Origin of the sequence: Calidithermus roseus (assembly GCF_003574095.1) — a bacterium.
GTDB classification, from domain to species: domain Bacteria; phylum Deinococcota; class Deinococci; order Deinococcales; family Thermaceae; genus Calidithermus; species Calidithermus roseus.
Genome location: NZ_QWLA01000001.1, coordinates 44,435 through 56,666 on the forward strand (window position 1 = coordinate 44,435; position 12,232 = coordinate 56,666).

At 65.3% G+C, this 12,232-nt stretch carries 11 protein-coding genes; 3 read left to right on the plus strand and 8 right to left on the minus strand.

Features of this window, described 5'->3' with window-relative positions:
* Window positions 1-14: 14 nt before the first annotated feature.
* Window positions 15-950, minus strand: coding sequence for an ABC transporter permease (locus Mrose_RS00210; protein ID WP_119275517.1), 936 nt, complete (start codon window positions 948-950; stop codon window positions 15-17).
* A gap of 65 nt (window positions 951-1,015) precedes the next feature.
* Window positions 1,016-2,884, minus strand: coding sequence for an ABC transporter permease (locus Mrose_RS00215; protein ID WP_119275421.1), 1,869 nt, complete (start codon window positions 2,882-2,884; stop codon window positions 1,016-1,018).
* A 93-nt stretch (window positions 2,885-2,977) separates the two neighbouring features.
* On the opposite strand from Mrose_RS00215, the gene Mrose_RS19580 reads away from it, so the two are divergent.
* A complete protein-coding gene (locus Mrose_RS19580) occupies window positions 2,978-3,100 on the plus strand; it encodes a hypothetical protein (protein WP_275052645.1) in 123 nt (40 codons plus the stop codon).
* A 19-nt stretch (window positions 3,101-3,119) separates the two neighbouring features.
* On the opposite strand, the gene Mrose_RS00220 is transcribed toward Mrose_RS19580, so the two are convergent.
* The 5 genes from Mrose_RS00220 to Mrose_RS00240 form a co-directional block, all read right to left on the minus strand.
* Window positions 3,120-3,845, minus strand: a complete 726-nt coding sequence (locus Mrose_RS00220) for a hypothetical protein (RefSeq protein ID WP_119275422.1) — start codon at window positions 3,843-3,845, stop codon at window positions 3,120-3,122.
* 223 nt (window positions 3,846-4,068) lie between these two features.
* On the minus strand, window positions 4,069-4,689 hold the full coding sequence (locus Mrose_RS00225) for a deoxynucleoside kinase (protein ID WP_119275423.1): 621 nt from the start codon (window positions 4,687-4,689) through the stop codon (window positions 4,069-4,071).
* 40 nt (window positions 4,690-4,729) lie between these two features.
* The gene (locus Mrose_RS00230) at window positions 4,730-5,347 is read right to left on the minus strand and encodes a deoxynucleoside kinase (protein WP_119275424.1); all 618 of its coding nucleotides are present in this window, start codon (window positions 5,345-5,347) and stop codon (window positions 4,730-4,732) included.
* Window positions 5,348-5,399: 52 nt separating this feature from the next.
* A complete protein-coding gene (locus tag Mrose_RS00235; protein ID WP_119275425.1) occupies window positions 5,400-6,467 on the minus strand; it encodes a S1C family serine protease in 1,068 nt (355 codons plus the stop codon).
* A 2-nt stretch (window positions 6,468-6,469) separates the two neighbouring features.
* Entirely contained in the window at window positions 6,470-8,317 is a 1,848-nt protein-coding gene (locus tag Mrose_RS00240) for an arginine--tRNA ligase (RefSeq protein ID WP_119275426.1), read from the minus strand.
* 351 nt (window positions 8,318-8,668) lie between these two features.
* Between Mrose_RS00240 and Mrose_RS00245 the strand changes: the two genes are divergently transcribed.
* Both Mrose_RS00245 and Mrose_RS00250 read left to right on the plus strand, forming a co-directional pair.
* Complete coding sequence (locus Mrose_RS00245) at window positions 8,669-9,892, plus strand: MFS transporter (protein ID WP_119275427.1); 1,224 nt, start codon at window positions 8,669-8,671, stop codon at window positions 9,890-9,892.
* Between the two features lie 138 nt (window positions 9,893-10,030).
* A complete protein-coding gene (locus Mrose_RS00250) occupies window positions 10,031-11,008 on the plus strand; it encodes a deoxyhypusine synthase family protein (RefSeq protein WP_119275428.1) in 978 nt (325 codons plus the stop codon).
* Window positions 11,009-11,104: 96 nt separating this feature from the next.
* Here Mrose_RS00250 and galK read toward each other — a convergent pair whose 3' ends face one another.
* Entirely contained in the window at window positions 11,105-12,148 is a 1,044-nt protein-coding gene (galK, locus tag Mrose_RS00255; RefSeq protein ID WP_119275429.1) for a galactokinase, read from the minus strand.
* Window positions 12,149-12,232 lie beyond the last annotated feature (84 nt).

Below are 12,232 nucleotides of genomic sequence, written 5' to 3' on the forward strand. Positions count from 1 at the left end.
GCACGACGTACAACTTACTTCTCGTACGGCTTGCCGACAGCCGCCGGTGGGCGGCTGCGCCCGATAAATCCGGCCAGCACCAGGATAGTGAGGACGTAGGGGATGGCCTCCACCACTACCGAAGGCATGACCTCCCCTCCCTGAAGCTGGATGGCCAGAGCCCGGAAGAAGCCAAACAGCAGCGTCGCCCCCAGCACGCCCAGCGGGTGCCATTTGCCGAAGATCAGGGCGGCCAGGGCGATGAAACCCTGCCCAGCTGACATGTTCTTGACGAACTGGTTGAGGAAGCCGACGGAGAGATAGGCCCCGGCCAGCCCGGCCAGCAGGCCCGAGAGGATCACCGCGGTGTAGCGCATGCGGTAGACGTTGATCCCCATGGTATCGGCGGCTTCGGGCTGCTCGCCCACTGCCCGCAGGCGCAGGCCCCAGGGGGTTTTGAACATCACCCACCAGCACAGCGGCACCAGCAGGAAGGCCAGGAACACCAAAGGAGAGATGCTCTCTCCTGCGATAGGGATGTTGATCAGGCGGTTCTCGACCTCCTTGGAGTTGGTGGTGGTGTTGTACAAAGCCTGCATCAACACCGGCGGGGCCCCGGCGGCCAGCAGGTTGATGGCGGTGCCGGTCACGATCTGCTCGGCCCTGTAACGGATCACCGCGATGGCATAGACGGTGGCCACCAGGCCACCCATCAGCATCCCGACCAGCACCCCCACCCAGGGAATCCAGGCTGAGCGGGCCAGGGGGTCGGCGGCGAGCATGGGGGCCTCGAGCCGCTCCACGCTGATGGCAGCGGCGGCGGCTCCGAAGAGAATCATGCCCTCGAGGGCAATATTGACCACCCCCGAGCGCTCAGAGAACATGCCTCCGAGGGCCGTGAGCAGCAGGGGAGTGGTCTGGCGCAGGGTCGAGAAGAACAGTGCGATCAGGATCGCCGACTCCACCCGCATGCCCAGAACCACCACGGCAATTGCCGCTACCACGAGGAAGCCAATCATGAAAGGCGACAAGCGTTTCATCCAGCCCTCCCGATCAGCGCTCTCTCGTGGTCTTCTTGCTCTGCACGGGCTTCGGTTTCTACCTGCGCCGCTTGCAACGGGTCGATGAAGTAACGCGGCAGGAAGCCACCCGCGGCGATGAACAGCACAATTAGAGCCTGCAACACCGTCACCAACTCGCGGCTTATCGCCAGTTGCTGGTTAAGGTCTAACCCCCCCGTGAGTAGCACCCCAAACAGCAACGCCGAGAGGCTGATGCCGATGGGGGTATTCTGCCCCATGAGGGCCACCGCGATCCCGTCAAACCCCACCCCGGTAGGCAGGGATTGTTTGAGGCGGTACTCGTCCACCCCGCCGCCCAGCACGTAGTGGGTGGCGGCCAGCCCGGCCAGGGCCCCCGAGATGGCCATGGCCAGCACGATCTTCGAGCGCAGATTGACCCCGCCGTACTCGGCGGCCTTGGGAGCGAGCCCAACTGCCCTCAGCTCGTAGCCGCCGGGCGTGCGGAAGAGGTAGAAGTTGTAAAACAGCAGTGCCAGCACGGCCAGCAGGAAGGCTCCGTTGAAGCGCGATGAAGTGAGGGCGCTGGTAAGCTCGACCGCCGGGCCCGGCAGGAAACCGCCCGCCGCGTACCCCACCAACACCGCCGCTCCCGAGATCAGCAGCCTGCGGCTGAGGTCGGCGCGGCGCTGGGTGTAGTAGACCCCCAGCCCCAGCAGCAGGGCCAGGGGAATGGCCCAGGAGATGTGCCCGTCGCGCACGAGCAGGTCGAGCATCAAAGGGATGCGCGAGCCTTCGCGTACCTCGTTGCTGCGGGCTTCGAAGCCTTCGGCCTTGAAAGGCAGGTGCACCGTGGCCCCGAAGAACTTGTACTCGTTGGAAGCGATAAGGAAGAGGAACAGCGAGGCAGCCACGTAGTTGAGCATGATGGTGTTGATCACCTCGTGGGCTCCGAAGCGGGCCTTGAGCCAGCCCGGAATGGCTCCCCACAAAGCCCCACCCAGCGCCGCGGCGATGATGGACAGCGGGAGCGTGATCCAGCCGGGGCCGGGCAGGTACACGCCTACCACCATGGCGCAGATGGCCCCCAGCGTGAGTTGCCCCGGCGCCCCGATGTTGAACAGACCCGAGCGGAAACCAAAGGCCACAGCCAGCCCGGTGAAGATCAGCGGCGTCGCCAGCAGCAGGCTCTGGAACCAGCCGGTCAGGCTGATGATGGGGCTGAAGAGCAACTGGAAGGTGTAAGTCACCAGGTCGAGCTTGGTCGCCACCGCATCCAGCAGGGGCAGTACTTTGCCCTCGGCTCCCAGGCCGGGCCGGATGAACCCCACCACCAGCGCCCCGATGAACGAAGCCAGCAGCAACGATACCAGCGGGACCACCACCCCCCGGTAGCGCACCAGGAAGGCTTTGCCCCCAGGCAGTTGCAGCCGGGCCAGGATCAGCATGCCCAGGCTGAAGAACACGCCCAGGTAGGCTCCCAGCGACAGGCTGAAGCGCCGCAAGGGCAAGCGGCGCGGGGAGGTACCGGCCTCGAGCGCGGGCCCGTTGATGGCCTCCACGCTCTGATAAAACACGATGGCTTCCGCCGCGAACAACGCCAACCCGACGACTCCTATGGCATACAGCAGCCGTGCGCGGGTGCGGGCATCGGGTAGGAACAACACCACGCTTGTCCCGAGCACCAGAAGCGCCCAGATCCAGAAGAAGGGCGTGGCCCAGCCGGTGTTCATGGCGGGAAGCTCGAGGTTTTGCGGGTTGACGAGGTCGAAGGGAGTGAGCAGTACCCCAACCCCGCCGAACTCGCGCTTGAGCACTGCCCACGGCGCGATGGCCATGAGCAAGACGACGACGAAGTTCACTGCGAGCAACAGATAGCGCATCATGTGGCCCCCTGCACTAGGGGGATTGTAAGCCATGCTGCGTATAGCTCATAGCCGTGCGGACCATTCCCGCGTGCGCTGGAACGCTTCGGGCTGGTGGGTTGTTGGGCGAGGCTCGAGTACTCCGCGCCCGACGGTGCAGGCTGGCTCAAAACCTACATCCGCTTCGAAGTCGAGAAGATCGAGGTGCTCGAGGCTTTGCGGCAAGCGAATGGGTAGCTTTCGCCGAGAAAAGTGCCTAGCGCTCGAGCCGTCGTGCGGCTTTAGCCTGATACTCCGGGTTCAGCATGACGGCAGAGCCCTCGGGATCGAAGCTGAACGAGGGAGCGGGACCGGAGGCACTGAACTCGGCGTAGAAGCTGAACGCGCTGCTCAGAGAACTCGGGCTGGTCTGCTGCACCGCCTTAACAACGCCCCCCTCCGCGTCGGTGATCTTTGTCACCGACAGGTTCCAGCCCTTTTTGAACTTCAGCGCCTCGCTCCAGCCACTGCAGGTGATCGTGACATCCTGGTCGCTGTAGTACCAGCCCACGTCGAAGCTGCCAATGTAGTTGAGCAATTCATCGCCCACTCGCAGCCTGGGTGCATCGAGGGGGAAGTCGATGGCGAAGGGGTAGAAATCTGCGCCGCCATCTGTCTTGCCAGTCGCCTTGACCGGAGCCAGGTTGGCGGTGGTGGGGCTGGCGGTGCAACCCGAAGCGAGAAGCTGGCCCACAGGCTTCAGATCGGTGCTCGCCAGGGCGGGCAGGCGATACTCGAACCCTCCTTCTGCCGTGACCTTGGCCTCGAGCACGGTGGCGCTGTTGACCAGGTTCACGAAGGTAATGGTGGCCGTGGTGTCGCTGGGCCAATTCTTCAACTGCACGCTGCCCTTTTCCCCGGTAATGCCCGCTGACGGGCCAGGGCAGGCGGTGAGCACGAGCAACAGGCCGGTGAGCATCGGGGTCAGGGGTATCTTTTTCATCCCTAAAAGCCTAATGGGTCTTGGGTGAGAAAGCATAAGGGGCGTACGCCGTACGTCCTACGTCGTACGCCAGACGCTGAGTACCCACAGGAAGCTTCGTGTCTTGGACCAATCTTCCCGACACCGCGCCAACGGACGCTCCCCGTGGGGGCCCCAGATGAGGGAAAATCAAGCAGGGCACTTGAACGCTAAGCGTGAGTTTTACCCTGCCCCACTACTTACCTCAGATAAAGGGCAGAGCCAACCCATAGCTGTCTAGAAGGGCGAAAACCTCCTGCTGGGCGGCGGGGTCGTCGGCGAAGTTGAGGCGCTGGGTGGGCAGGACCAAGACGGGGGAGAGGTCGTAGCTGGCGATCCAGGCGGCGTAGAGGCGGTTGAGGGCCTCGAGGTAGCTCGCGGGGATGGACTGCTCGTAGGCACGGCCCCGGCGGGCGATGTGGGCCTGCAAGGTGGGGAGGTCGGCCTCGAGGTAGATCAGGAGGTCGGGCTTGCGCAGGGCCGGGGCGATGCCCTGGTAAAGGGCCATGTAGGTCTGCCAGTCCCGCTCGGAGAGGTGGCCCTCGAGGTAGAGGTTTTGGGCGAAGATGTGAGCGTCCTCGAAGACGGTGCGGTCCTGCACCACGTAGGTGGCGTCGTTGATCTCGCTCAGGTGCTGCTTTAGCCGCTTGGCCAGGAAGAAAACCTGCGAGTGGAAGGCCCAGCTTCCCATGTCCTGGTAGAAGTCGGCCAGGTAGGGGTTTTCATCCACGGCCTCATAGACCGGGCGCAGGGCGTAGCGGCTGGAGAGCAGCGAGGTCAGCGTGGACTTCCCCGCTCCGATGTTTCCGGCGATGGCGATGTACATAGGGCTAAAGGCTCAAAGCCAAGCGCAAAACGCGTTCGGCCTAGTCTCCGGTCGGCTGGGCGACCAGCCCCAGGCGCTGCTGCACCTGGCTTACGACCCAATCCTGGTCGGTGGGGTTGTTGGCGTAGTCGAGTTGGTCGGCCTCCACCACCCATAGCGGGTGGGGATAGGTGGTGAAGTGGTGTTCGTAGGCTGCGCCGAGGCGCTCGAGGTAGGCCGGGTCCATGCCGGCTTCGAAGCTGCGGCCCCGCTGCCGGATGCGCTCCAGGATCACGCCCAGCGGTGCTCGTAGATAGATGGTGAGATCGGGGGCCGGGATGCGGGGGGAGAGGTGCTCGTAGAGGTCGGAGTACAGCGCCCACTCGTCACCGGAGAGGTTCATGGCGGCGAAGATGGCGTCCTTGTCGAAGAGGTAGTCGGCCACCACGCCCCGGCTGAAGAGCTCGGGCTGGGCCAGGGGTAGCAGTTGCTTGTAGCGGGAGAGCAGGAAGAAGACTTGTACCTTGAAGGCGTAGCGCACCGGGTCTTGATAGAAGAGGGGAAGAAAGGGGTTTTCCTCCACCACCTCGAGCAGGGGTTGCACGCCCAGGCGCTCGGCCAGCAGGTGGGTGAGGGTGGTCTTGCCCACCCCGATGACCCCCTCGATCGCGACGTACATGACGGAGTGAGGCTACCTGGATTGAAGGAATGGGTCAAGACTTGACCTTCCGTTACGGCCTTGCCACCATTGTAAGGGTTACCTCGATGCGCCGTCCCTGCCGCCAGACGGTCAGCCGCACCTTGTCCCCCACGCGGAAGCGTGCGATCTGCTGGACGACCTCGGCCCGGTTCCTGACCGGCTTGCCGCCCACCGCCAGGATCACGTCGCCCAGGCTGGTGAGCTTGCCGTTGGGGTTGCGCTCGGCGCCGCGCAAGCCCGCGCTGCGGGCCGGGCTACTGGGCTCGATCTGGTCGATCATGGCGCCCTGACTGCTGATGAGGCCCACGCTGCGCAGCAGGATGGGGTCGAGGTCGGTCAGGTCAACCAGGCTGGCTCCCAGCCAGCCGCGCTGCACCCGCCCGAAGCGCTCGAGATCCTGCACGCTCTGCCGCACCAAGTCGCCCGGAATGGCCAGACCGATCCCGGCCAGCCCGCTGGGAGGCCCTACCACCATGCTCACCACCCCGATCACCTGCCCCTGGAGGTTGAGCATGGGCCCGCCGGAGTTGCCTTCCTCGGTGCGGGCATCGGTGAAAAGCACCTCGCCCACCTCGGTGCCAATGTCGGTTTGGGGGGCCTCCTGGACGAGTTCGACCGGACCTACCTTGGAGAGGATGCCGTAAGTCACCACGTGGCGTTGCAGAAAGGGGCTGCCGATGACCACCACGCCCATGCCGATGGGCAGGTTCTGTGAGCTGCCAAAGCTGAGCGTCGCTGGAGCCCGCACTCCCTGCACGGTGAGGATGGCGATGTCGATGCCGCGGTCCACCGCGAAGACCTGGGCGGGGTAGGGTTGCCCGTCGTAGAGGACCACCCGCAGGTCCTTGAGGCCCTGGATGACGTGGTAGTTGGTGACGATGCGCGTGGGGCTGTAGAAAAAGCCCGAACCCCCCACCGGCTCGTTGCCTCCGGGCCCGAAATTCTCCTGGGGGATGCCTTCAACCTTGACCACCGCGGGCAGGGAACGCTGAATTACGGTTGCACGGGCCACTTCCTCGGGGGTAGTGAGCCGGGGGCCCTGGGCCAGCGCCAGCGCCAGCAGCAGGATGAGTGCGAGTCCAACGACCGATCGCATCATAGCTACATTACTTCGGGAGCCTGCAATCCCAACAGCCCCAGCCCCTGGGCCAGAGTGCGCTTGAGGCTGCGCACCAACTCGAGCCGCACCCCCCGCAAACCCTGCGGAGCGGTGAGCACCGGGGTCGCCGATTTGCCGTCTGAGGTCTTGGCGTTGTAGTAGCTGTTCCAGGTCGCTCCCAGGTCTAACAGGTACTGCGCCAGCAGGTTGGGCGCTTTGTTTTTGGCGGCTTCCTCGATGGTTTCCCCGAAGCGCAGCAGGGCTTTGGCCAGCTCGAGCTCATAGGGCGTGACCTGGCTGAAGTCGGGAGCCTCGTTCGCAATCCCCCCCTCCTCGGCCTTGCGCAGGATGGACGAAGCCCGCGCATGGGCGTATTGCAGGTAGGGCCCGGTGTCGCCCTCGAAGGCCAGGGCCTGATCGTAGCGGAAGTCGATCTGCTTCTTGGCCTCGGTTTTGATCATGGCGAAGCGCACCGCCCCCACTCCTATGGCCTCAGCCGCTGCGTCGGGTTCGGGATGGTCGGGGTTTTTCTCGGCGATGACCGCCCTGGCCCGCTTCACGGCCTCGTCGAGCACCTCGTCCACGCTGATGGTGATGCCCTTGCGCCCGGACATCTGCTGCCCCTCCAGCAGCACCGTCTCGTAGGCCAGGTGGTAGGCCCCCTCGGCCAGGTCGTGCCTTCCGGCCACTTCCAGCCCCGCCCGCACGATCATCTGGGGGTGCGACTGGCGGGCGTCGATGACGTTGATCGTCTCTGTGGCCCCGACGTGCTCGAGCACCGAGCCTGAGGGAGTGCTGGTGTACATGGGACGGCCTGGGTGGAAGCCGGGGTAGTCGCCGGGGTAGGGGTCGAACTTCAGTCCCTGCAACAAGCCCATCTTCCACATCTGGAAGGCGATGTCCTTGGCATAGTAGGTGCTGGCTCCATTCGAGCGCACCAGCACGAAGTAGGGGTCTTCCAGCCCCGGAATGATCTGCGAGGCGTCGATCACCAGCGCGCCGGCGTACTTGCCCTCGCTGGGCCTGAAGACATAGGGGCTCTTCTGGAGGATCTCCAGCGCCTTCTTCAACAACCCCTCGTGCACGATGTCCGATTCCCACACCAGCACGTCGTAGCGGGCACCCAGGCGGTACATGGTTTGCAGCTGGCTGCGCAGGATTTTATCCACCTCCTCGCGCAGCTTTCCCTCCTCGAGCTGGTGCAGCACCTCGGCGATCTGTGGCTCGAGTTCGGCCTTCTTGGCCTCGTCGGCCAGTTCCCTGTGCAGCCGCACGTAGGCCTCGCCCACCCAGTGGTCGTACTTCTGGCTGCCGTCGTACTTCAGGCCGAAGTAGCGCAGGGCGAACAGCGAGTCGGCGGCCTGCCGCCCGGTGTCGTCGATGTAGTTGAGCACCTCCACCTCGCGCCCGGCGAAGTCGAGGATGCGGGCTACCGAGTCGCCCAGGCACACGTTGCGCAGGTGGCCCACGTGCAGTTCCTTGTTGGGGTTGACAGCGGTGTGCTCGACGAGCACCTTGCCTGGCTGCTTGGGGAAGGGCCGCACGGGCTCGAGGGCCGAGCGCACCACGTAACCGGGCTCGAGCTCGAAGTTGAGGTAGCCGCCCACCGCGAAAGCGCGCCGGACGAAGGGGGGCGCTTGCAGCTTCTGGGCGATATCGCCTGCGATCTGGGCCGGGGCCTTGCGCAATACCCGCGCCAGGCTGAAGGCCACGGGTGTGCCGTAATCGCCTTCTTTGTCGCTGGGGGTTTCCTGGATGACGATTTCGGGAACCTCGTTCACGCCCAGGGCGTTCAGGGCCTGGGCGACGCTTTGTTGAAGCTGGGTCTTGAGGGGTGGCTTCGGCGACATCAGGGTTCTATGCTATCAACCCTCCCCCCTCGTGTGAACTCAGGCTGGGATCGGGCCCGAATCGGGGAAAGAGCGGGTATTCACGGGAAAGGCACGTGATTTTCGGCTGGAACAGCGCTTTGGCCGGCTGATGGTGCTCGTGTGCAGGAAGGTGGGTGGTGTGCGGGGGCGTGGTTTGGTGTCCCCCGACACCCCGCCCACCCCCTCTCGCGTGACGGGCTCGCGAGATGAGCGGGTGTCCCCTGGAAAGTGGGGCTGTGGTCGGCTGTTGGGCCGGGTGCAACCCCAGGGGATGATTTATCCCAATGAGGCGTCTTGCGTTCGGCATACCCTGATATACTCGCCCCAGCCATGCAGCAAACCCGCTCGGCTGGCGTGTCCCGCTACTTTGGCTTCTCGGCCTATTGGTTCGGCTTCTCCTTTCACTGGTTCTTGCTGCTGCCGCTGTTGATGCCTGCGGACGTGCTGCGCTTCGTGGGGCAGGAGCAGCAGGGCACCCACCTGGGCTGGCTGGCCGGGACCCTGGCGCTGATTCCGCTGCTGTTGCCGCCCTTTTTGGGCATGTGGTCGGATCGCTTGGGCAGACGTCTGCCCTTCATGGTGTGGGGCACGCTCATCAATGTGTTGGGCCTGGTGGTGATGTTCTTCGCGCCGGGCTACTGGGTGTATGCGGCGGGTTACGTGCTGGTGCAACTGGGCAACTCGGTGGCTTCGGCCCCCTACGCCGCACTGATCCCCGACCTGGTACCCGCCCACGAGAAGGGGGCGGCCAGCGGGGTGATGGGGTTCTTCCAACTCTCGAGCCAGATCGCCGGAGGGATGGCCGCCTTTGCCCTGGGGGGCAGTCGTGAGGGGCAATACCTGGCGATTATCCTGGTGCTGTCCGTCTGCACGTTCATCACCCTGCGCAGCGTGCGGGAGCCCGAAGTCAAGCGTGACGTCGAGCCGCTGGACCTGCGGGTGTTCTTCCGCTCCCAGTACGCCGGGTTTCGCTGGGTTTTTCTCACCCGCGCCCTGGTGGAGTCGGGGCGCTTTGCGGTGCAGCCCTTCTTGCTGTTTTACCTCAAGGACGTGATCGGGCAGTTCAAGATTGGCCCCATCACCCTTCCCTCCGCCGACTTGGCCCTGGCGGCCTTGCTGGTGCTGCTCTCGCTCACGGCGGCCCTCACCGCCATCACCAGCGGGCCTTATTCCGATAAGATCGGCAAGAAGCCGGTGATCTACTTCGCGGGGGCCGTGATGGCGACAGCCGCGCTGAGCTTCGCCCTGACCCATAGCTTCGCCGTGGCGGCGCTGGCGGGGTTGATCTTTGGCCTGGGCTACGGGGCCTACGTCAGCGTGGACTGGGCCATGGCCACCTCGGTGCTGCCCGACCCCTCCAAGCACGCGCGGGACATGGGCGTGTGGCACGTGGCACTGGTGTTCCCGCAACTGTTTCAGGGCCTGTTCGGCCAAATCCTCGACGCGGGCAACCGGGCCAGCCCCGGAGGAGGTTACCCCATCCTCTTCGCCATCGCCGTGACCCTCTTCGCGCTGGGGACGGTGTTCATCTCGAGGGTCCGGGGCGTGCGCTGAGGGTTGATTTTCCCGCCGCTTCCTGTACACTTTCAACCGTTGCCGCGATCTGGCGGCGGCCCGGCATGGCGGGGCCAGCACCCGCCAGGGGGGAGCCGGAACAACTCGCCCACCCCGCGAGCCTTGAAGGAGGATTTCATGTCTCGTGGAGCAGTGAGCCAGTTCATCAAGCACCACTTCCGGCACTTCAACGCCGCGGCCCTAGTAGACGCCGCCGAGGGTTACAAGCGCCACCTCGAGGGGGGCGGGGCCATGATGATCACGCTGGCGGGGGCCATGAGCACCGCCGAGCTGGGGCTGAGCCTGGCCGAGATGATCCGCCGGGACAAGGTGCAGGCCATCTCCTGCACCGGGGCCAACCTCGAGGAAGACCTCTTCAACCTTGTCGCTCATAACCATTACGAGCGCGTGCCCCACTGGCGCGACCTCACCCCCCACGACGAGCAGGCCCTGCTCGAGCGCCACATGAACCGCGTCACCGACACCTGCATCCCCGAGATGGAGGCCATGCGGCGGCTCGAGGGCGCCCTCATCGAGGAGTGGACCCGTGCCGACAAAGCGGGCGAGCGCTACTTCCCCCACGAGTTCCTCTACCGCGTCATCCGCTCGGGGAAGCTCGAGCCGTACTACCAGATCGACCCCAAGGACTCCTGGATGGTCGCAGCCGCCGAGAAGAACCTGCCCATCTTCGTCCCCGGCTGGGAGGACAGCACCACCGGCAACATGTACGCCGGCCACTGCCTCGCGGGCGAGATCAAGAACGTGCACACCGTCAGAGGCGGCATCGAGTACATGATGGTGCTGGCCGAGTGGTACGTGCAGACCTCGAGGGAGCGCTCCATCGGCTTCTTCCAGATCGGCGGCGGGATCGCGGGCGACTTCCCCATCTGCGTGGTGCCCATGCTGCACCAGGACATGCGCCGCCCCGACATCCCGGTATGGGGCTACTTCTGCCAGATCTCCGACTCCACCACCAGCTACGGCTCCTACTCTGGCGCCGTGCCCAACGAGAAGATCACCTGGGGCAAGCTGGGGGTGGACACGCCTAAGTACATCATCGAGTCGGACGCGTCCATCGTGGCGCCGCTGGTTTTCGCCATCGTGTTGGATTGCTGAAAAGGACTGCGGAAGGCTAAGCGCAAGACGCAAAACGCCGGCAGCCATCGGCTATCGGCGTTCCCGTAAGGGCGCACTGTGGTGCGCCCTGGTCCTCTAAAACACCTGTGCCTTGGGGTAGTCCTCCAGCACGCCGCTTTTGAAGCGTTCGAAGTCCTCGGCCTTGATCAGCGCGACGGCGGCGCCGCCGAATCCCGCGCCGGTGAGCCGGGCGCCGATGGCCCCGTGTTTGCGGGCGACCTCCACGAGTTCGTCGAGTTCGGGGATGGAGACCTCGTAGTCGTCGCGCAGGCTGGCGTGGGAGGCGTACATCAGCTCGCCGAAGCGCTGCACGTCGCCCCGGCGCAGGGCCTCGAGGCCCTCGAGCACCCGCGCGTTCTCGGTGACGACGTGCCGGGCCCGGCGGTTGACGGGCTCGGGCAGGGCCTCGACTTTGGGGAGGTCTTGCAAGCCCACGTCACGCAGAGCCTTGACGCCCAGCAGGCGGGCGGCCTCCTCGCACTCGGCGCGGCGGGTGTTGTAGCCGCTCTCGGCCAGGCGACGGGGCACGCCGGAGTCGAGCACCACCACGCGGTAACCCTCGGGGAGGGGGACGAGGTGGGACTCGAGGCTGCGCGTGTCGAGGAAGAGGGCCTGGCCCAGGCGGCCTGCGGAGGCGGCCATCTGGTCCATGATCCCGCAGCGCACGCCCACGTACTCCACCTCGGCTTTTTGCGCCAGCAGCGCGACCTGCACGTCGTCGAGGGGGAGCCGGTAGAGCTCGCGCAGGGCGCGGATGACGGCGACCTCGAGCGCCGCCGAACTCGACAGCCCGCCCACCGCGGGCACCTGGCTGGTGATGTAGGCCCTGAGCCCGCCCACGGCGAGCCCGGCTTGCCGCAGCGCCCAGACGCAGCCCGCCACGTAGTCGAGCCAGTCGCCCTGCGCGCCTTCGCCGAGTGCGCGGCTTTTGAACTCGCCAAAGCGCTCGGCGTAGGCCTCGACACGCTCGGAGGGGCTGGCCTCGACCTGGGTCTGGTAAACCAGCGGGGTGGGGAAGACGAAGCCGTCGTTGTAGTCGGTGTGCTCGCCCAGCAGGTTGACCCTCCCTGGGGCCTGGGCGCGCACCTGGGGTTCACTGCCGAAGTAGTCCTTGAACATGAGCTTCTCCGAAGGAGGCGTATGGCGTATCGCGGATGGTCTTGGAGTCGAGGGGCTACGGTCGAGGGTCGAGGCGTGCGACGT